Source organism: Croceitalea dokdonensis DOKDO 023 (assembly GCF_001306415.1).
In the GTDB taxonomy this organism is placed as follows: domain Bacteria; phylum Bacteroidota; class Bacteroidia; order Flavobacteriales; family Flavobacteriaceae; genus Croceitalea; species Croceitalea dokdonensis.
In genome coordinates, this window is sequence record NZ_LDJX01000002.1 from 180,715 (window position 1) to 200,056 (window position 19,342).

The following is a 19,342-nucleotide window of genomic DNA, read 5'->3' on the forward strand; positions in this document are numbered from 1 at the left end:
ACCTTATCGAGATTTTAGTCGTTTTTTCCTCCTCCAAGGAGCATTTACCTCCCAATCCCCGGCCATTATGCATCCGTAGGGCATCACCTCATCAATAACGGTCCCTAAATTGAACTTTTCCATTTGTTCACGAACGGCAGTGGCATTTTTATACGCACTTGGTAGTTCGGAAACATCAATCTCATTAGAAAAAAAACGAACGTCCAGGCCTTTGGTTTCCATATCAAAAATTTCCTCATTGGTGTAGTTTGCCTTGTTTTTCTTGTGCTGGGTCCTGCTCATATTACGTCCTGCACCGTGGGGCGCAAAACCCAAGTTGCTTGCCGTGGTTTTACCTTCTACGATCAGTACCGGTTCTGCCATATTCAAGGGAATTAGACGCGGACCTGTAATATCTGGCATAAATTTGGCGTCCAAGGGCGTTGCTCCTTTGGCATGATAAAACAAATCACCTTCCTTAAAAACAAAGTTATGCTCGTTCCAATACCGATCTTTAGCCTCCAATCCCAGTTTTTCCAAAGTGGCATTATGAATCACTTCATGGTTAACTTTGGTCCATGCCCTTATAGTTTGCAGCCCTTCCCAATAAGTTTTACCCTCTTCCGTATCAAATGGAATCCAAGCATTTTGTTTTAAGGTATTAGGGGAGATTTCAATTCTAAAACGTTCGGCAATTTTCATGCCTTTGGTATACAAACGTGCACCTGGTCCTCGGGAACCGTGGTGGGTGATCAGCATGGTATTTCCCGTTTTTTTGGAAATTCCCACAAAAAGAAAATGGTTTCCATCGCCTTGGGTACCTAAATGCGACCTAGCGGCCTGTATCATGTTTCCATCGTTCAATAAAAAGTTATTTTCAAAGGCTTGTAATAGATCGGACGGAAGTCGGTATTGCGTATTTCTGTCCCTACCACCCGGACCAAAATGGGTGCTGGCGTGTGCCGCATCTAAAACTGTTTTTGGGTTAGCGTCACCAAAGTCCGTCAGCATTACGGAACAGCAGATGTCCGCAGAATGCATTCCTGGGTGTATGGCATTTTTAGCCACCACCACGCCGCCCACTGGAATGGTTCCGTTAGGTCCTGCCGGACAGGCGTCTGGCATGATGGCCCCATCTATCAGCGTGGGTGTGCGCATTAAGATGGACATAGAAGCTACGACCTTGTTTACGTTGTCCGTTTCCAAATCGTTTTCCGCTTGTATATTTATGGCAAAGGGAATGGCCTCTGGATGTAAGTCCATAATTGGTCCTGGACGGTACTGCTCTAAATAGGCCAACATTTCCAATCCTTGCAATTGGTGGTTATTGATGTGGGCAATGGCCTCAGGAAACCATTTTCCAGATTTAAAACCTAGTTCAATCAGCGTTTTTCCGGTTATTTTTGTTTTATTTTCCATAGTTCTTATTTAGTAGGGTTCACAGACTCCAACATGAATTGGGTAATTCATGAAGTCCATGAACCCACTTGTTTATGATTCCGTAACAAACTTGCGATACAACTACGCAATTATTTTGCGTAGTACTAAGTAGTATAATTCTACCTTTAGTTTACCCTTCTTATGAAGGAAAATAAAATTGCCTTTATCAGCGCCGTAAAATAATCGGCTGTATAGGACGGAATTTGGTTATAGGCTATCAAAGACTTCCTTGCTTATAACGGAAAAATAACGCAAACTTTCCAGGCGGTGCAACTGGGTGGGAATCTGCGTCATTCTATGCCGCCCCCTGAACGTATCGGTGTTGGTTAAACTAAGCTCCACCAAATAGGGCATTTGGAGTATGACCTCCAAAACGTATTACGGCACGCCGTCCACTTTGTCCAGACACAGGCTATTGAGTTTCTTGAAGCCGAACAGCTTTTGGGGCTCCCTTTCCTTCTCGGAGGAGCCCCTACCAAAGATTCTGCCCCGGCGGGGCTTTTGTATCTTTTTAAAGAAGGTCTCCTCCAGGGCCAACACCTGTATTTGAAAACGGAACGCTCCTTTGGGCACTGGGGCGAGGCGCCTTGTGGGCAGGATCTGACAGATGGAGCACACCTCCCGTCCGTGCCCATTGGCTTCCTTTAAGAGGATATCGCCAAAGTCCGTCAACCCCAGCAAGCGCTTTGCGGTCCTGGATTACGGCACTTAGCATTTGGTTTTAGAGGGTCATTTTTCCCTTATATTTTCAAATCATCCAAGCTACCGTCATAAAACCCAAAACTATGGGGCAACCAAAAACGGGCTTCCAAACTGTTTTTTCCGGTACCGCCAAAGCCCAGGTCGGGGTGTTCCAGACAGACCTCATCCCGGTCGTTTTCTTCGGCGGCCATATCCAATAAAATAGTGGCCAGCGCACACAGCCCATCCACGGTAAGGCCAATGATCAGTTGGTCCGCATATTGAACACGGTCTTCAAGATACCTCTTTTGTGCATCGCTCCAGCCATACAAAAATACGGGGCAGTCTTCCAGGGCCAGGCTCCTGTCACTGAAGCCCGGGCCAGAAAGCGGAAATTTTTCCAGCTTCTCCCGGTAATACCCATAAGACCTAATGGCCAACGCTTCGGTTTTGAGAAAAGAATCTTTTACAAGCGTTCTATCGATATATAAAAATACATCTTTAATTTTCGATTGTTCCCCAGTCAGTTTTAGATGGATATGGTTCTTGTTGGAAAACAGCAACTGAAACAAATACAGTCCCAAGGCTTCGTAGGACGACTGGTACCCGTAAAAATCGACCGCATCTACCTGATGCGTTATTTCGAACGGAAGTGCTTCATCTCCCGTAAAACCAATGTTGCGCTTGCGCTTGGCCACCAAGAGGTCCGGGAAGGTGACCACGGGCGCGGGTTCACCAAAATCAGTGCGCAGCAGGTTGAGCGACTCGCCCTGTTTCAAGTTTTGGAGTGGTGTATGTTTTTTAAAGCCTTCCATAACATATCATCCATTAAAAACGATACCGTATCCTGACCCCTCCATTTGGGGCATCCGTACCATCCATTTGTGAGTGTACCGCCACGGCTCCATAGATGGATGCAAAGCAATCCTGGATTTCTTTGATCATATCGCCCTCGGAGAGACCCACAAACTCATTGGCATAGCCTTCAATTTGAAAATTGTACGCCAAGGGCAAAGCCTCCTCCCCAATGGAAAACCCGAGTTCCGCCACGGCGTCCTTTACCTTCCCCTTTGCACAAAACCCAATATGTGAGCCCTCCGACAATTGCCCAAAGCCCAGTTGCGAAAACCGCGCTGGAACGCCAAATTCCGGAAACCAGCATGTGGTCTGTTCTAAGGTGGCCGCTCCAAAACGGTGGTTCTCCAAAACTGCCGGAAGGGGAAAGTGGGGAAACCCATTGTGCATGTCCAATTTGGCCGTTTTGGGATTGTAACTGGAATGACCGATATCAAAATCCAGTTGTAGGCGATTGCGTTGCCCCTCTTCCAAATCGTCCAAGCTCAGGGGCACCACACCTTGGTGGAACAAGGCATCTGTAACTTCCAAAGGAACCTCATAGGTTAAGCTCAGGGACAAAGCCAGCAGACCATCCCCATTCTTGTAATCCATGGTGCGCCAATTTTCATCCAAAGTGTAGACACCGGTTACCGCACCAATGTTTAATGGCAAAGCGTAGATTTTATGGTCAAGAATTAGATTTAACATTATTTTTTTGCTTACTCAAAATACGCGTAAATACATCGCTGAAAGCCCAATTAAGGCACCTCAATAAAATACTTTTTCTCAAGGGGTTTATCCAGCCAAAAGGTCTCGCCAAAAAACCAATAGGGCTGGTCTTGGTACAAGGAACGATATTCACCCCAGTTGTAAAATATATTATAGCTTTTCTGCTTTTCTTCACTAAATACGGTGCCGAACAAATACGCCGCGGTAGTACCACTAACGCCCCCTGTAATCAACGTTACCTTGTCAAAGTTCACTTTTGTGCCTATGGGTAGTTCCGCCAAAACCTGTAAACTTTTTTCCATTCCAAAACCACTGCCATCTTCAAGATAATAGGCATAATCTTCATCTGGTGGAACACTCGGGTATGTTATAATGATGGTCTCTTTAATAGTAGTTACGGGCTGGCTCATCAATTCAGCGAACGGAGCTATATTGGAAACATCGCTTTGCTTTGGCGCTAAGACCATATAGACATACAGTATAAAAAGAGCTATACCAACAACAACCGTAATAACCAGACCTATAACCACTTTTTTCATCATTAAACCATTTAATTTCAAGAATGTTCCAAGCCATAGCTGGCCTAACTGCTTTCCAAGGTCACAAACACATTACTAAAGTCCAGCTTGGCCAAATCGCTCTTATGGATTACATAAAAGATATCCCCGGCATCGCCCCATTGCATATCGCCGGCCGAGGTCACCACCAGCAGGGTCACCCAATCCTCGGGATTTCCTTTTTTTGCCAGTGATGCCTGCAGTTCCGGCGCTTCGTGTTGGGTAAAACCGTGGGCGTTAACGGCATAATCAAACTGTATTTTATCATTGAGCGGTTGTTCAAAAGTATCATAAAGCTCATCCAATACCCTGTCCTTGTCCAACAGAACCTCACTTTCTCCCTTAAAAAGATGCTTGTTCACGTAACTGGCATAGAACGAGGGGGCACTGTTCATTTTTTGGGCGGTTACCTTGTATCCTTGATACCCATCGCCAAACATCTCAAAATAATCTTCTTTTGTAAATTGAAAACGCTTTCCGGAGGCCAAGGTGCTGTTGTCTCCAACGTAGATGATCTTGCCGGGGTTTATATCGCCTGCATAGATGTTGTGCATAGTTTCCAAAAAGAAGAACAAAGTGCCGGTTCTAGGCAGATAGTCTTGTAAATGTGCAATGGCCTCGCAATTTATTTGCCCAATAAATTCCAGCACATAGTCTTCTTTATCATCGCGCCAATTTTCACCGAATCTTGGGTAAGGAACACGTTCTGGCAAATCTGGCATGCCGCCAAAACGGTGATTGCCTACAGCTGCATAATCCTCTTCCGTGGTATGCTTAAAACCAATGCCCTTTTTCACCATGGGACGCAGGGCATCGGCAAATTCCTCCAGTTTGTTATTTTTAATTACTCCATCGACCTCAGCAACCAACTCTTCATCGTGTTGCGCCCAAAAGTGGGTATCGTCCCAATCCGTGAGCCCAGTGCCGTCCGCACCTTTATAACCAAAGTCCAACAAGCGCTGTTTGTCCTCTATGGACAAGTCGATTTCCTTGATGGCGTTGAAGGCATCTGGTAGGCTCGCCAAAGGATTCCCATTCAGTTTTATACGTTTCAATTTTGGCTGTTTGGCCAAGGATTCGGGCAAGGTGGCCAAGTCATTCTTATCCAAGGAAATGTTCTGTAAACTGGGAAGATCGATGTTCTCCGGGATGCTCGTTAGTTTATTGGCGGACAACCAAAGGAATTTGAGCTTGGGCAGCTGCCAAATGGCATCCGGTATTTGCTCCACCAAGTTATTGTTGATGCTCAACTGCTCCAGTTGGGTAAGCTGCCCGATGCTTTCCGGCACTTGTTCCACGGAGGTGCCACTGATGTGGAGCTTTTTTAGTTTTGATAATTGCCCCAGTTCCGGTTGAAGCACGCTTAAAGGCAGTTTTTCCGCATCCCAGACATTGGCTTTTTGGTGCAGCGTAAGCTCCTCCAAATGGGTGAACCCGAACAGGGCCTCCGGTAATGCTGTAAAACTTGGATTTTGTAGCGAAAGAAAACGTACGTCCGTTGGGTTGGCGGTGGCCGTCTCTTCCATGGATGAAAAGCAGTAGTCCTCCCAATTTAAGGCCGACATATCCAGCTTTTTGGCCACAAAAATCGGGAATGCCTTGTCGTGATAGCTCTTGGTCATTTCCCCCTTTAACAGCACCCAACCGTTATCAAAGGTGAGCGAACCAGAGAAGGCCAAACGGTAATCGAACCCTTCGCTTCTGGCATTCAAAAACAAGGGGGCATTGGTCTTTTCCTCTTCAAAATACAGTTGCCCTTGGGGCTGCCCATTTAGATGAATGTCCTTTGCGGGAAAGGTCAAGGTGACCGTACCATCTCCCGGATAATCATCCAGCACTTTTGTTTTGATCGCTTGTTCAATTGCTTTGGTCTTGGCCTTGAGCGTTAACTGAATATCTCTAGACATTGCTCCGATACTGATTTTGGTTTCTTCAGGAACAAACTCAAAATCAAATATTCCCACCTTGAACACTTCTTTTTCATCTTTAGGGATCTGCACCTGCCGGAAGCTGTTCTTTTTCTCCTCTGCCTGCTGCTCTTTCTTGGTTCGCTGGGCCTCCAATATTTTTTTGTAATCTACTTGCGTGTCCAGCACATGCTGGGCATAGGCCTTTTTTCTGGTGTCCGTATCACCCAAAATGGCAATGGATTCAAAGGTTTGTAGCACCCAATTGTCCAGTTCGTTGGAGGGGATTTTTTCATGAATGGTCTTGAACTCTAAAAAATAGATATCATCCAAAAACACCGCAGCCTGAAAATACTGCAATTTAAAATGCAGATCGTTCCAAGCGGCATCGGTATGGGAATGGACAATAAAACACGTATAACCTTTGAACTCCGTCTCCTCAAAACGGATAAGTTCGGATTTATAATTTAGGGAAATGCACCAATCTTCCCACTTTTCTGCCAATGTATCTCCTTTATAGTCGTCCGACTTTAAATCCGCAATCTCAAATAACCTTGCCTCTACATGTGGATGCTGAACCTTACCATCCGTTGTATCATCTTCTGCCCGCAACCCAATTTTACTTTCATAAGTAATTTTGAAGTCGTCCGGAAGCTGTAGTTCCAATATTGGGGTGGTCAATGTTTTCATCGCTAATTGTTTTCAATGTTAAGTGTGGCCGTAGCCGTAATCGCCGCAGCGCTATTTTTATCCCATAACCTCACCGTCCAGCGTAACGGACTGTTAAACCTACCATTATTTAGGGACAAGGTGGCCTTTAATACCTGATCGTTGGTGATGCCCTCTACATTAAAGTTGGGAAGTGCATCTTTATTTTCCGTTAAGACCCTACCCCGGGAATCTACCAATTGGGTATACATTCCAAGTTGTATTCTTCCGTTCTTTTTTTGATACCCTTCCAAGAGTTGAAAATCCATGGAAATGTTACTGGCCTTTGGGGTATTGGAACCAAATAGTACGGAATTGGTATCCGAATTAAAGAGGTAGACTTCCTTGGCCATGAGACCATCGGGTGTTATAGTGATTTGACTATCGGGCAAGAGTTCAAAATCCATTTCTGTCTGTAGCTCATGGTCACTTTTAGTGTCATAAAGGCGATACACCGCCTTATAACTCTGGCCAGAAAGGATGGGATTGGCCAAGGTTAGGGTCCCATACAAAACAGCATCTTCCGGTTGTGACAAACCGCCCAAGAGGCTTTCCTGCTTTAAAATAATTTCTCCGGAAGTGTTGAACACGGTAATATCCAAGTCCGGAAACATATCGCCCTGTTCCAAGGTGAACCCGGATACATTGGCAAATCTCACATCAAACCACTGGCCATACTGAAAGGTATTTACGGCCAATGCCTTGATATCTGAATGGACATAGACTTGTCCGGCGGACAAACCGTCCTCTAAGGTGATTAACTGGTGCTCCAGTTCCGATTTGTGCTGCATCTTACAAGACGCTAATATCAAAATACTTCCCAATAGTGCTATGTATGTTTTTTTCATGTTATCTATTTTAAACCGGGACCCCCGATGCTAGCCTTCACAAAGTTGTGAAATTCCTTTACCACTGCTTTTTTGTTTAACCGATGCTGCATTGCGGTGTGGCGGAGCGCCTTTTTTACCTTGAGCATTTTAGCTACTATCAACCCAGCCAAAACCAAAAAACAAACCAAATAAATACAAAGGATGATGGCAAAAGTGTTTTCAATATTCCTTGCCTCTGAGTACGGGTAACTTTTACCTCCAAAAAAGAGATTATACCCTAAAACTATGGCCGGGAAGCCGAGCATGGAAAAATAGATATATTTAAAATTAGCAGCATAAGCGCCGTAACCTTCTACCAATTGTGTTAATTGCTTCTTTGGTATTTTGGACAGTAACGGCCATATCTCGCTTTGTGTTTTGACTTCTTCCATATTTGGCTATTGGGATTCAAAAAAAACAGGTTTGCCATGTTTTCGTTACAAAAATGTGGAAATAAACTATGACTGACATCCCTTATTTCAGGGGTTTTTAAGGTATTTAGATAAGTATTGCAATGGGATTAACGTAATGCGGCACCTCAATTACCCAACTTCATTACCGCTCATAATAAGAAACATACAAGACCGCCATTTTTTTATAATAGGCACCGTCTTTTATATTGGCATGTGCGTATTCCTTAAACTTTTTATAGACTGCTTGATACTTTTCTTCATCCGTATTATAGGTATATGCACCGGCCAACAGATATTGATTGGCAGCGACCATCCAATCCTCACCGCCTTCTTCCAGTTGTAGGCCAACCTCAAGGTATTTTTCAGAGTACGTGTATTTGCCCTGCTGATTGTAAAGCAGCCCCAACATAATGTTTGCCCTACCATGGTTTTTGTACAAATCAATAGCGCCGAGATAGGCTTGTTCCGCCTCTTCTGCAATTTTATTTGCGCTTTTGGACATGGGGTTTTCCGTTGCCGTTGAAAGGGCGGGTTGTAGCAACATGGTCAGCACACGACCATAATCAAATATTCTGTTGGCATCTTCCGGTTCCTTGAGCACGTCTGCATGTTCCTTCCTGAATTTTGGAAGGTGTTGCGTAGCGATCTCATTTTTTTCGCGGGCCTCAGTTATCCATTGGTCCAAGGTTTCTTTTTCAACAGGTTTAAAACTGGTTTGAGCAACTGCTGTTTTTGCTATTATCGCTAAAAATATTAAGGTCAAGGATTTCATAGTCTTTACATTTGGTCTAAAAGTTGTTGTTTTTTTGTCTTAAACTCTTCTTCGGATATTAAATCGTCCTCAAAAAGTTCTTTTAACTCTTTAAGTTTTGAGCGGACATCCGTTTTTGGTTCCGGCGCTTTTTCCTGTTGCTGTGGCTGCCCCATGGCATTGCCCATGTTCATTCCTGCGAACACGCCCATACCGGCACCAGCAACACCTTCATTCTTGGCCATATCGCGCATAGCCTTTAATTTTTGGAGTTCGGCAAAATCTACCCCAGCAATATTGGCGGAATGCACCTCTGCCTGAACATCGCTGATTTCATTGATACGGTCATTGGTCTCCTTATCAAAGGAATTTCCTTCAATCCTGAAATCGAGCAACTGGAACCCTAAATTTTCAAAAACGGAGCCCGATTTGTTTTTGGCCTCCGCTGCAATCAGTTCTATATTGGAATCTATTTCGGCATAGGAAAATTTTGCATTGGCCAAATAGTTGGATATGGGTTGTGTGATGCGGGACAAGAAAATTTCTTGTAATTGGTCCACAAAATAGTCTTGTTGACCGGCGAGAATGTTTTCAAAAAAATTCTCCGCTTTGGTGATGCGGATGGAATAATTGCCATAGGCCCGCAACTTTACCGGAAAACCATACACCGGGTCGTTGTAGGTAATGGGGATTCGCGTGCCCCAGCGCACGTTTACCATATCGGCTTTTCTATAAAACCAAATGCCCGTTTTATGCTCGCTCTCAAAAGCGTTCATAAATTTGCGCATGGTGGTCAAAAAAGGCTTGTTGGCCGTTTCTAAATCGTACAGCCCTTCTTCTTCAAAAACACCTTCAACCTTGCCTTCATAGGTGAAAATACAGCCTTGACCAGGCTGTAAAATCAGTTTGGAGGCGTTCTTTAATTCGTCGCCACTTTCTGTAAACTTGAAGAACAATTGGTATTCCCGTGGATTTTCCCATTGGATGACCGACCGCATTTGTTTTTTGATATCCATAGACTTTATATTTTTAGAACGATTTCCAAACTATCTTGTTTTTACACTAATTCCTGATGTAACCCTTGCTGGGACGCTATCAGGGCTTTTAGCTCAACTAGCTGTTCCCCAATGGATTCCTTGGGAATTAAGTTGGCCAAAGAGTTACTTTGATACAGTAAAAGCCAATCTTTGGTTTCAACGACCTTATGTAACTTGGCCCATTGCATCTCAGTTGAAAAGGTATCGCCCCTTAGAATAATCTTATCCTCTAGAAATTCGTATTCCATTTTCTGTTGTAACATTTGGTTGGAATAAAAATCCCTTTTGGACTTTATTTTAACAGTAACATAAGGCAAGACCACTAGCCAAAGTCCGACGCCAATAAAAATTAACATATAGAGAAAAGGCACTTTATCATAGAGAAAAACCAAGGCCAAAATCCCTATTAAAAAGAAGATTGCACCGAGCACTACGGTGGCTATTACCAAACCCCTTTTATAGAAGAGTTGTACCATTAAAGCGGCGTAGTTCTCATAATTTAGTTGGGTCGTAATATTCATTTCGTATTTCTTGTTCAATAATGGCTTAAAAATCAATATCTCCCCCTAAATCTACCGCATCATTTTTATATTGTTCCTGGAACAGTGTTTCCCATTTTGTCCTAAGTGCCTCCAGTTCCTTATGGCGTTCGCCTGCACCTTCGGTTCCGTTTTGAACATAGCTGTGGTACCAGTCCATGTAATGCATATTCAATTGCCCCCATGTTTGCAGGTTTAGACCATAACTTTCAATGACTGAAGTGGGGTCTACCCCATGTTGGGATGCTTGGGTCTGGTGGACGGAAACTTTTAGATACGAATCATAGTCGGGAAACTTTGCCAAAAGGTCCTCCAATGAAGGAACATCTGCACTTACTCCGGCAAACTTGCCCACTTTAGGGTTGGTAAAAAAGTTGCCGTAGGTGGCTGCTACCGACCTATCCTCGGCCATTAAATCTCCTAATTTATTGGACCATTCCTCGTTTGTCTTTTGCCATACCGGGAACTCAATGCCCAATACTTTACATACTTCCTCTTCGCTCATCCCTGCTGCCAGGTTGCCGCAGGCCGCGCCCCAATCTTCAAAGGTTACTCCGTTTATTGCTTCCATAGGTTTATTTTAGATTTTAGATATTAAATGTGAGATGTGAGATCGAAAACCTTACTTCTGGTCTCATCTTCTATTTACTTATCGGTTTTCCTGTTTATTTCTTGTTTCTTATGTCTTGACTCTTGTTTCTTGTCCAACTAAGATGTTTGTATCCTTTTATAAGCTTCAAACTCCGTTCGTTTGCGTTGCATATCTGCCTCATAACGTTCTTTTGCATCGGAATTTAGTTTAATGCGCTCGTTAAAGTATTTTTCCCAATACGCGTAGTACGCATTTTCGTAGGCCGACCAATGACTATCATCACGTTCCGTTTTTCGTTGCTTACTTAGGGTATCCGACGCCTTTTCCATGGCATCATATTCGGGTTGGGCTTTTAGTGCGGCAATGTTGTCTATGATGCCCCAACCAATTTTAATGAACTTGGTTTCTGGTTCCACCGTATTGACAGCATTGCAATAGCCGCAAGTAATGTACTGCGCCCTGAAAATATCTTTCTTGATTTCCAAATCTGCATCGCATTGCGAACAGGATGCTTTTTTATTAGCGATTTGGATGGCATGGTCATAAAATTGTTGTGATAGCTTGCCTTCCAATATTCTTTCGAACCTAAAAAGTTCGTCGATCAAGCGGTCGTTGGTGTCGCTCGCTTTGTATCCTTCCTCGTTATAGAAATCACCTACGGCCTGCATTTCCGGTCGGACTTTACCGTGCCAAACGGCATCTATTTTCTGGATCAGTTCATGGATTTGAGCTTTCATTCCCTGCCATGACCTGTACACGGTTTCATAGTCATGGTCGGTTTCAACCAGTTGCTCTAGGCAAGCGGCCTCGGCATGTTGCAGTGATTCGCTAAAACGCGCTTCTATCTTTTTGAGGAAAGCGTCCCAACGGTTTATCAGTTCTTGTTGATCACCCATCGTCACACATCCGCTTTAAAGTGTTGCACATTTTCCATAAAAGGAGTCTTGCAATAATCACATTTCACCAAATTGGAATTCTTTGGTCGTGGCGCACCGCAGCTCTCACAACGCTTTGAAACAACCGATGCTGCCGACCGTGTCCTGTTAGCATACATCTGACCTTTGGAAGTCTTGGCGTTGTTCGTGATATTCTTGAACGGGTTGGTCATAGTTCGTTTTAATGGCTGATGCAAGGTAGAAACAGGCAAAAGTTACCACTACCCCTTTTTCAGGGGTTTTGGATAAACCCAGATTAAGCAATAGAAATTCCCCGCCTGAAAGGAACGGGCAGGTATTACGGCTGCAAATCCCTGCAAAATCAATAGTTGCACTGACTTTTGCTCACTCACCGCAGCGATGGCTACGCCTCAATCGCAAAAATTTTGATTTTATTGGGCTTTACACCCTCATCATGAAAGTCCAGTGCATGATCTGGGATAAAACGAAAAAAAGGGCCTTTACGTACTTTTTTGAAACAATTTATGCCCATTTGGAGCTTATTGACCGGATTTAAGGGTTAAAACCAATATAAACTTGACAACATATCTTGCAAAATGTTAAACTTTCAAAATTTATTGAAACTTTAAAAATATTTTTTATCTTAGCCCTATGGATTATCAAGAGGCCAAAAATAAGTTCATCAGTACCTGGGGAAGCCTGGGCACCCTTTGGGGCATTAACAAGGCCATGGCACAGATACAGGCGCTGCTCTTCATATCCACCGAAGCCCTGACCACGGAAGACATCATGGAAGAGCTCCAGATTTCCAGGGGCAATACCAGCATGAACGTAAGGCAACTCATCGACTGGGGCATTGTGACCAAGGAACTCAGGCCCGGGGAACGAAAGGAATATTTTTCTACCGAGAAAGATGTGCAGGAACTGGCCCGTATCATTGCCAAGGAACGCAGTAGAAGGGAAATTAAACCCGTCATCAAAGCTTTGGAAGATATAAGCAGCATTAAAGACGATGGCAGTACCGCAACTAAAGAACTCATTAAACAGACCAAGGCTTTACACGATTTGGCTCATACGGCAAACAGTATATTAGAAAAAGCAGTGAGCCAAAAACAAAATTGGCTAACCAAGTCTATACTGAAAATAATACAGTAAAAAATTTATTAGATAATTTCAATATTTTCTGAAAGTTTAAAATATATAGTTATGAAAAACGAGATTCCTACATGGCTCATTATCTTAGGCGGCATGGGTCAGATATTCACCGCCCTTATCTATCCCTACATTAGGCACCGTGTCTTTGACTGGTACACGGACGTAAAGCAATTGAAACCCCTCAATCAGGAAATTGCCAAAACCTATGGCCGGTACATCCAAGGCCTCAACTTTTCCTTTGGACTCATTGCCATCCTGCTTCCCTTGGACCTGCAGAACGGCAGCAGTCTTGCCTTGGCCCTAACCGGTCTCATCGGAGCCTATTGGGTAGGTAAGGTAGCCACGCAAATTGCCTATTACCCCATGTACCAGATTCCACAGGAACGCATTTTTAAAGTGGGCAGCTATTTCATGAACGGTCTGTTTACCCTGTTCGCCCTGGTGTACACCTGGCTCTTTGTGCGCAACCTGTATCAATTCCTAAACCTTTAAAAATGAACATCATGAAAAAATTAGTCGTCGCTGGAGGCAGTGGCTTTCTGGGAAATGCCATTGTTGACCACTTTAAAACCAAATTTGAGGACATCGTTGTCCTTACCCGAAACACGATTGAAAATACAAACACCGTGCGCTATGTGTCATGGGATGCAAAAACCCTGGGCCACTGGCAGTGCGAATTGGACGGCTGCGATGTCCTCATAAACATGGCTGGCCGATCGGTAGATTGTAGATATACCGCTAAAAACAAGCACCTCATTATGGATTCTCGTGTGGACAGCACCCGTGTGCTCAACCAAGCCGTGGCCATGGCCACAGACCCGCCCCACATCTGGCTCAACTCCTCCACCGCCACCATTTACAGACACTCCCTGGACATGGAAATGGACGAGGAACAGGGCGAAATTGGCACAGGTTTTTCCGTGTCCGTTGCCCAGGCCTGGGAAGCCGCCTTTTTTTCGGGGAACACCCCAAAAACCAGAAAGGTGGCCCTACGGACCAGCATTGTAATGGGCAAGAACGGTGGCGCCCTAACACCCATTAGGACCTTAGCAAAAATGGGCCTGGGCAGAAAACAGGGCAATGGAAAACAAAAGTTCAGTTGGATTCATGTGGATGATTTTGTCCGATCTATTGAATTCATCATAACTAATAGCGATTTACATGGGCCTATAAATATCGTAGCACCAAAACCTACGACCAACACCAAACTCATGGAAACTGTTCGTAATACCATGGGGATAAGCTTGGGGTTACCATCTCCCAAGTGGCTTCTAGCAATTGGTGCAAGAATCATACGCACCGAACCGGAGTTGGTATTAAAAAGTAGGAACGTGGTGCCAAAAAAACTGCTGACCGCGGGTTTTGATTTTAAATACGGTGACCTTGACCATGCCTTAAAATCAGTACTAGTCTAAATTCTCAAATCCAATGTTCTGGTTTTAAAAACACCGATGTTATTTCCAACAAACACTAAAAATACGGTTTGGAACTAGCAGGCAGTTCCGTACCCTACACTCAACTATTCTATGGTGTATGCCATATAAACGCCAATAGGAACAGTCCGCAATGCCATCCGTGACCTTCCTGTGATAATTTACCGCTAGTTTGCTTTTCCTATTTCGTATAACATTTTAAAAACTTTACTTTTGATATCAGCAAACAACGGTATGCCAACTAACGAATTACATCCCAATACTTGGATTGACAAATATGCAGATTACCTGTTTAATTATGCCATAACTAGGGTAAGCGATGCAGAGATTGCCAAAGACTTAGTGCAGGAAACTTTTTTTGCAGGCTTAAAATCTGCCAAAAACTATAAAGGAGAAGCGGCAGAGCGCACCTGGCTCATTGCTATCTTAAAAAGAAAGGTGATTGATCACTACAGAAAAATCAACTCTAAGAAAGGTAAGGCAGAGATAAGGATGGGATATGCCAACATGGAAGATGCTGAGGGCGACTGGCTAGAGGAGAAAGTAGCAGATCCCTTTTCCCAGTCCGGCGAGCAGTCCATTGAAAATGAAGAACTGGGCTTGGCACTGCAGGACTGTATATCTAAATTACCTTCCAAACAAAAATTGGTGTTCACCATGAAAACCATCCAAGGAATGAACACGGAGGATATTTGTAATGAATTGGGAATAAATGCGTCTAACCTCTGGGTAATGATACACCGATCCCGAACCGCATTAATGGGGTGTTTAAATCAAAACTGGTTTTAATTATGATGATTTCCTGTGAAAAAGCAGCGGATATCTGCAACAAGTCTCAATACAATGAGGCCACCACTTGGCAAATTGTAAGGTTTAAGCTTCATATTTTACTGTGTAAAACATGCGCCGTTTTCACCAAGAAGAACACAAAACTTACCCATCTTTGTGATCAGGCCAACCTACAACAACTTCAAAAAGAAGATAAGGAAGCCATGAAAGCCGCATTGAAAAAAGAACTTCAATAAAAGCTCACGCCCAACAACGACAGAATTGGAACAGATTCTACCCAAAACTGACTGTAGTATCTTGGGCGTTCTTCATGTGTGAAATATAGGAAAATGGCCAAAGTAATGGCAACCATCACCCGATAACACCACTCTAATGCGGTGGCTTGATCATTCAAAAAAGTAAACAGCAGAAAAACAACCAACAACCCGTAACCTAATTTTTTGGTATTGGCCACGCCAAGGCGTTGCGGAAGCGTTCGTAATTCCTTGTCATCAAACTTTAAATCGCGTATTTCAAACGGCAGTATCAATACCAGCACCAGCAAAAAACGTTGCAGTAGTAAAATTGGGACAGTACTGTCAAAATCGCTCACCATATCGTCCATAGCGGGCAGGTATACCGTGCAACCTGCCCAAACCAAGGCCACCAAAAAAACCTTTAACCCACCATAACTCCTTAGGTTTTTATTTTTTTCCAAAAAAGGAACAGCGTACAGAATAGATAAGAAAGCCAAGAAAACGATGGAAATTTGAAGTCTACGATTCAAAAAAAGAAAAAAGTACGCAGCGCAAAGACCAGATAAAAAACTAAAAACCTGAATAACCTTATGGTATGGATTGGAGACCAATAAGTACTTTTTTGCCTCTACACCATATTTAATAAAATTATAACATATGATGGTCCCAAAAAACAAAAAGGCCACAAGCTGCCAATTTGTTGAAACTTTCATAAAATTAACCGTAAGCAAATAGCAACAACATACGGATAAAGCTACGTGAATACTGGCATCAAGGTAAAAATTAAAAAAACGTCTAGGCCACCGCATTAAACAAAACTAAGGATAACCACCATATAGTTGATTACCGGTTAAGAACTTTAGGCAACAGGCCCCAAGGACCAAGGTGTTTAAAGCAAATTAATACCTAATTTTAGGCACTTTATTTGAAGACGATGAATACAGAAAAATTTGCATTACGCCATATTGGCATCCGTGAAGAAGATTTAAGCACTATGTGCGATGTCGTAGGGGTTAAGAATCTAGATGAATTGATAGATCAGACCATACCAGAAGACATCCGGTTGAAGGAAGATTTAGACCTTGCAGATGCCATGGGCGAGCATGAATTTCTCAACCACCTGCAAACCTTGGCAAATGAGAACAAAGTATTCAAGTCCTACATAGGCCTTGGCTACCATGAAAGCCTGTTACCATCCGTCATCAAAAGAAATATTCTTGAAAATCCTGGATGGTATACGGCTTATACGCCCTACCAAGCAGAAATTGCCCAAGGTAGGCTGGAAGCCCTGTTAAACTACCAGACCATGGTATGTGATCTTACCGCCATGGAATTGGCAAATGCATCACTTTTGGATGAAAGCACTGCCGCTGCGGAGGCGATGACCATGCTGTATGATGTTAGAAGTAGGCAACAGAAGAAAAACGGGGTGCTAAAATTCTTTGTTTCGGAGGAAATCTTACCACAAACCTTGAGCCTGCTCCAAACAAGGTCCACACCACTTGGCATTGAACTGGTTGTTGGCAATCACCAAGAATTTGATTTTTCCACGGATTTTTATGGTGCCATTCTCCAATATCCCGGTAAACATGGGCAGGTCCATGACTATGCAGAATTTGTGGAAAAGGCCAAGCAAAAAGAAATTAAAGTAGCCGTCGCGGCGGATATATTGAGTCTTGTGTCACTAACGCCACCAGGAGAATGGGGCGTTGATGTTGTGGTTGGCACCACCCAAAGATTTGGTATCCCATTGGGTTATGGCGGTCCACATGCGGCATTTTTTGCCACCAAACAAGACTACAAAAGAAATATACCTGGCAGGATCATTGGGCTTACCAAAGATACGGATGGCAACCCTGCATTGCGCATGGCATTGCAAACTAGGGAACAACATATAAAGCGTGATAAGGCTACTTCAAACATTTGTACTGCTCAAGTCCTTTTGGCCGTTATGGCAGGAATGTATGCGGTATATCATGGCCCAAACGGACTTAAATTCATCGCGGAAAAAGTACATAACCACACAAAGATGGTTTCCCAACTCCTGGAATCCATGGGCTTTGAACAAACTAATACCAGTTTTTTTGATACCATAAAGGTAAAGGTAAAAAGCGCGCAACAGCTAAAAACCAGTGCAGAGCTCAGACAGATCAATTTTAACTATGTGGATGAGCAAACGGTGACCATCTCTATTAACGAAGCTTTCGGGGAAAAAGATATAAAACCTATTTTGGCCGCCTTTGCGGAATCGCAAGGACTGTCAGATGATGTTAGCCACCCAGATAGGCTAACGGACGTGATTCCCAGCAACCTTAAGCGACAATCTACCTTTATGGAACAGCCGGTCTTTAACACCTATCATTCGGAGACTGAACTTATGCGGTACATCAAAAAACTAGAGCGAAAGGACCTGGCCTTGAACCACTCCATGATTTCCCTGGGTAGTTGTACCATGAAATTAAATGCCGCCTCTGAAATGCTTCCGCTGAGCTGGACAAGCTGGGGCAATATCCACCCCTTTGTACCCCTAGACCAAGCCAAAGGTTATCAATTGGTATTAAAGGAATTGGAAGAACAGCTAAACATTATCACGGGTTTTGCGGGAACCTCGCTACAACCTAACTCTGGCGCCCAAGGAGAATACGCAGGACTTATGACCATTAGGGCATACCATGAAGACCGTGGTGAAGCACACCGTAACATTTGTATCATTCCGGCATCGGCACATGGTACCAATCCGGCATCAGCGGTCATGGCCGGTATGCAAGTGGTGGTCACAAAAACGGACGACCATGGTAATATTGACGTTATAGATTTGGAAGAAAAAGTAATACAGCACTCTACAAATCTGGCAGCACTTATGGTCACCTATCCTTCCACACATGGGGTGTTTGAATCCTCCATACGGTATATCACCAAATTGATACATGACCACGGTGGACAAGTATATATGGACGGTGCCAACATGAATGCACAAGTAGGACTTACCAACCCTGCAACCATTGGGGCTGATGTTTGCCACTTAAACCTACATAAAACTTTTGCCATACCCCATGGTGGTGGAGGCCCGGGTGTGGGGCCCATTTGTGTTGCAGAACAATTAAAACCATTCTTGCCCACTAATCCTGTAATCAAAACAGGTGGAAAACATGCCATCACCGCAATCTCAGGAGCACCATGGGGCAGCGCATTGGCCTGCTTAATCTCTTACGGTTACATTAAAATGCTAGGTGGTAAAGGTGTTACCGATGCCACCAAGATTTCCATTTTAAACGCCAATTATATCAAGGAACGCTTAAACGGCAAATACGATGTGTTGTATACCGGCGAAAAAGGCAGGGCCGCACATGAAATGATCATTGATTGTAGACCTTTCAAAGAGCATGGCATTGAGGTGACGGATATCGCTAAAAGATTAATGGACTATGGGTTTCATGCCCCTACCGTATCCTTTCCCGTAGCCGGAACCATGATGATAGAGCCAACAGAAAGCGAAAGTTTGGCAGAATTGGACAGATTTTGCGAGGCCATGCTCGCCATCCGTGAGGAAATAGATGAGGCCTCACTGGAAGAACCCAATAACGTCCTTAAAAATGCACCGCATACTTTAGACATGGTCACTTCTGACCATTGGGTGTTTCCCTATACACGGAAAAAAGCTGCCTTCCCCTTGGATTTTGTGGGGGACAACAAGTTTTGGCCCACGGTACGAAGAACGGATGAAGCGTTTGGCGATCGTAATTTAATTTGTACCTGCACGCCCATAGCTGCTTACGCGGAGGCCTAAAGACCCT

At 43.8% G+C, this 19,342-nt stretch carries 20 protein-coding genes; 6 read left to right on the top strand and 14 right to left on the bottom strand.

Translation table 11 applies throughout. The features are described 5' to 3' along the window. Positions 1–3: 3 nt before the first annotated feature. The 13 genes from I595_RS04325 to I595_RS04385 all read right to left on the bottom strand — a co-directional run bounded on the left by I595_RS04325 (position 4) and on the right by I595_RS04385 (position 11,935). The gene (locus tag I595_RS04325; protein ID WP_054558177.1) at positions 4–1,398 is read right to left on the bottom strand and encodes an RtcB family protein; all 1,395 of its coding nucleotides are present in this window, start codon (positions 1,396–1,398) and stop codon (positions 4–6) included. 532 nt (positions 1,399–1,930) lie between these two features. Then, on the bottom strand, positions 1,931–2,134 hold the full coding sequence (locus I595_RS17330) for a hypothetical protein (RefSeq protein ID WP_157449642.1): 204 nt from the start codon (positions 2,132–2,134) through the stop codon (positions 1,931–1,933). A 25-nt stretch (positions 2,135–2,159) separates the two neighbouring features. Then, positions 2,160–2,915 carry a hypothetical protein gene (locus I595_RS04335; protein ID WP_054558179.1) on the bottom strand — a complete coding sequence of 252 codons (756 nt, stop codon included), beginning with the start codon at positions 2,913–2,915 and terminating at the stop codon, positions 2,160–2,162. Between the two features lie 13 nt (positions 2,916–2,928). Continuing rightward, positions 2,929–3,645 carry a hypothetical protein gene (locus I595_RS04340; RefSeq protein WP_054558180.1) on the bottom strand — a complete coding sequence of 239 codons (717 nt, stop codon included), beginning with the start codon at positions 3,643–3,645 and terminating at the stop codon, positions 2,929–2,931. Positions 3,646–3,695: 50 nt separating this feature from the next. After that, a complete protein-coding gene (locus I595_RS04345) occupies positions 3,696–4,205 on the bottom strand; it encodes a hypothetical protein (RefSeq protein WP_054558181.1) in 510 nt (169 codons plus the stop codon). 44 nt (positions 4,206–4,249) lie between these two features. Next, the gene (locus I595_RS04350) at positions 4,250–6,820 is read right to left on the bottom strand and encodes a DUF1963 domain-containing protein (protein ID WP_054558182.1); all 2,571 of its coding nucleotides are present in this window, start codon (positions 6,818–6,820) and stop codon (positions 4,250–4,252) included. A 2-nt stretch (positions 6,821–6,822) separates the two neighbouring features. Further along, the gene (locus I595_RS04355) at positions 6,823–7,686 is read right to left on the bottom strand and encodes a hypothetical protein (RefSeq protein ID WP_157449644.1); all 864 of its coding nucleotides are present in this window, start codon (positions 7,684–7,686) and stop codon (positions 6,823–6,825) included. A gap of 5 nt (positions 7,687–7,691) precedes the next feature. Next, the gene (locus I595_RS04360; RefSeq protein ID WP_054558184.1) at positions 7,692–8,099 is read right to left on the bottom strand and encodes a hypothetical protein; all 408 of its coding nucleotides are present in this window, start codon (positions 8,097–8,099) and stop codon (positions 7,692–7,694) included. A 163-nt stretch (positions 8,100–8,262) separates the two neighbouring features. Beyond that, positions 8,263–8,892: a hypothetical protein gene (locus I595_RS04365; RefSeq protein ID WP_054558185.1), complete on the bottom strand. Its 630-nt coding sequence runs from the start codon at positions 8,890–8,892 to the stop codon at positions 8,263–8,265. A 5-nt stretch (positions 8,893–8,897) separates the two neighbouring features. Continuing rightward, positions 8,898–9,887: an SPFH domain-containing protein gene (locus I595_RS04370; RefSeq protein ID WP_054558186.1), complete on the bottom strand. Its 990-nt coding sequence runs from the start codon at positions 9,885–9,887 to the stop codon at positions 8,898–8,900. Between the two features lie 41 nt (positions 9,888–9,928). Beyond that, positions 9,929–10,429 carry a YcxB family protein gene (locus tag I595_RS04375; RefSeq protein ID WP_054558187.1) on the bottom strand — a complete coding sequence of 167 codons (501 nt, stop codon included), beginning with the start codon at positions 10,427–10,429 and terminating at the stop codon, positions 9,929–9,931. 25 nt (positions 10,430–10,454) lie between these two features. After that, the gene (locus I595_RS04380; protein WP_054558188.1) at positions 10,455–11,018 is read right to left on the bottom strand and encodes a DUF6620 family protein; all 564 of its coding nucleotides are present in this window, start codon (positions 11,016–11,018) and stop codon (positions 10,455–10,457) included. A 137-nt stretch (positions 11,019–11,155) separates the two neighbouring features. Continuing rightward, the gene (locus tag I595_RS04385; RefSeq protein ID WP_054558189.1) at positions 11,156–11,935 is read right to left on the bottom strand and encodes a hypothetical protein; all 780 of its coding nucleotides are present in this window, start codon (positions 11,933–11,935) and stop codon (positions 11,156–11,158) included. Between the two features lie 651 nt (positions 11,936–12,586). Here I595_RS04385 and I595_RS04390 point away from each other — a divergent pair. The 5 genes from I595_RS04390 to I595_RS04410 all read left to right on the top strand — a co-directional run bounded on the left by I595_RS04390 (position 12,587) and on the right by I595_RS04410 (position 15,548). Further along, positions 12,587–13,090, top strand: a complete 504-nt coding sequence (locus I595_RS04390) for a GbsR/MarR family transcriptional regulator (protein WP_054558190.1) — start codon at positions 12,587–12,589, stop codon at positions 13,088–13,090. A gap of 51 nt (positions 13,091–13,141) precedes the next feature. Then, the gene (locus I595_RS04395) at positions 13,142–13,582 is read left to right on the top strand and encodes a hypothetical protein (RefSeq protein WP_054558191.1); all 441 of its coding nucleotides are present in this window, start codon (positions 13,142–13,144) and stop codon (positions 13,580–13,582) included. 11 nt (positions 13,583–13,593) lie between these two features. Then, entirely contained in the window at positions 13,594–14,505 is a 912-nt protein-coding gene (locus tag I595_RS04400; RefSeq protein ID WP_054558668.1) for a TIGR01777 family oxidoreductase, read from the top strand. A gap of 252 nt (positions 14,506–14,757) precedes the next feature. Then, on the top strand, positions 14,758–15,312 hold the full coding sequence (locus tag I595_RS04405) for a sigma-70 family RNA polymerase sigma factor (RefSeq protein WP_054558192.1): 555 nt from the start codon (positions 14,758–14,760) through the stop codon (positions 15,310–15,312). 2 nt (positions 15,313–15,314) lie between these two features. Next, positions 15,315–15,548: a hypothetical protein gene (locus tag I595_RS04410; protein WP_245628224.1), complete on the top strand. Its 234-nt coding sequence runs from the start codon at positions 15,315–15,317 to the stop codon at positions 15,546–15,548. Here I595_RS04410 and I595_RS04415 read toward each other — a convergent pair. Further along, the gene (locus I595_RS04415) at positions 15,542–16,261 is read right to left on the bottom strand and encodes a UbiA prenyltransferase family protein (protein WP_157449645.1); all 720 of its coding nucleotides are present in this window, start codon (positions 16,259–16,261) and stop codon (positions 15,542–15,544) included. The two genes, I595_RS04410 and I595_RS04415, sit on opposite strands and share 7 nt — an antisense overlap. Positions 16,262–16,482: 221 nt before the next feature. On the opposite strand from I595_RS04415, the gene gcvP reads away from it, so the two are divergent. Next, the gene (gcvP, locus tag I595_RS04420) at positions 16,483–19,335 is read left to right on the top strand and encodes an aminomethyl-transferring glycine dehydrogenase (RefSeq protein WP_054558194.1); all 2,853 of its coding nucleotides are present in this window, start codon (positions 16,483–16,485) and stop codon (positions 19,333–19,335) included. The last annotated feature ends 7 nt before the right edge of the window (positions 19,336–19,342 follow it).

Excerpts from the sequence above, each read along its gene's own strand:
- I595_RS04325 (WP_054558177.1), bottom strand. The coding sequence starts at position 1,398 with ATGGAAAATAAAACAAAAATAACCGGAAAAACGCTGATTGAACTAGGT.
- I595_RS17330 (WP_157449642.1), bottom strand. The coding sequence starts at position 2,134 with ATGCTAAGTGCCGTAATCCAGGACCGCAAAGCGCTTGCTGGGGTTGAC.
- I595_RS04335 (WP_054558179.1), bottom strand. The coding sequence starts at position 2,915 with ATGGAAGGCTTTAAAAAACATACACCACTCCAAAACTTGAAACAGGGC.
- I595_RS04340 (WP_054558180.1), bottom strand. The coding sequence starts at position 3,645 with ATGTTAAATCTAATTCTTGACCATAAAATCTACGCTTTGCCATTAAAC.
- I595_RS04345 (WP_054558181.1), bottom strand. The coding sequence starts at position 4,205 with ATGAAAAAAGTGGTTATAGGTCTGGTTATTACGGTTGTTGTTGGTATA.
- I595_RS04350 (WP_054558182.1), bottom strand. The coding sequence starts at position 6,820 with ATGAAAACATTGACCACCCCAATATTGGAACTACAGCTTCCGGACGAC.
- I595_RS04355 (WP_157449644.1), bottom strand. The coding sequence starts at position 7,686 with ATGAAAAAAACATACATAGCACTATTGGGAAGTATTTTGATATTAGCG.
- I595_RS04360 (WP_054558184.1), bottom strand. The coding sequence starts at position 8,099 with ATGGAAGAAGTCAAAACACAAAGCGAGATATGGCCGTTACTGTCCAAA.
- I595_RS04365 (WP_054558185.1), bottom strand. The coding sequence starts at position 8,892 with ATGAAATCCTTGACCTTAATATTTTTAGCGATAATAGCAAAAACAGCA.
- I595_RS04370 (WP_054558186.1), bottom strand. The coding sequence starts at position 9,887 with ATGGATATCAAAAAACAAATGCGGTCGGTCATCCAATGGGAAAATCCA.
- I595_RS04375 (WP_054558187.1), bottom strand. The coding sequence starts at position 10,429 with ATGAATATTACGACCCAACTAAATTATGAGAACTACGCCGCTTTAATG.
- I595_RS04380 (WP_054558188.1), bottom strand. The coding sequence starts at position 11,018 with ATGGAAGCAATAAACGGAGTAACCTTTGAAGATTGGGGCGCGGCCTGC.
- I595_RS04385 (WP_054558189.1), bottom strand. The coding sequence starts at position 11,935 with ATGGGTGATCAACAAGAACTGATAAACCGTTGGGACGCTTTCCTCAAA.
- I595_RS04390 (WP_054558190.1), top strand. The coding sequence starts at position 12,587 with ATGGATTATCAAGAGGCCAAAAATAAGTTCATCAGTACCTGGGGAAGC.
- I595_RS04395 (WP_054558191.1), top strand. The coding sequence starts at position 13,142 with ATGAAAAACGAGATTCCTACATGGCTCATTATCTTAGGCGGCATGGGT.
- I595_RS04400 (WP_054558668.1), top strand. The coding sequence starts at position 13,594 with ATGAAAAAATTAGTCGTCGCTGGAGGCAGTGGCTTTCTGGGAAATGCC.
- I595_RS04405 (WP_054558192.1), top strand. The coding sequence starts at position 14,758 with ATGCCAACTAACGAATTACATCCCAATACTTGGATTGACAAATATGCA.
- I595_RS04410 (WP_245628224.1), top strand. The coding sequence starts at position 15,315 with ATGATGATTTCCTGTGAAAAAGCAGCGGATATCTGCAACAAGTCTCAA.
- I595_RS04415 (WP_157449645.1), bottom strand. The coding sequence starts at position 16,261 with ATGAAAGTTTCAACAAATTGGCAGCTTGTGGCCTTTTTGTTTTTTGGG.
- gcvP (WP_054558194.1), top strand. The coding sequence starts at position 16,483 with ATGAATACAGAAAAATTTGCATTACGCCATATTGGCATCCGTGAAGAA.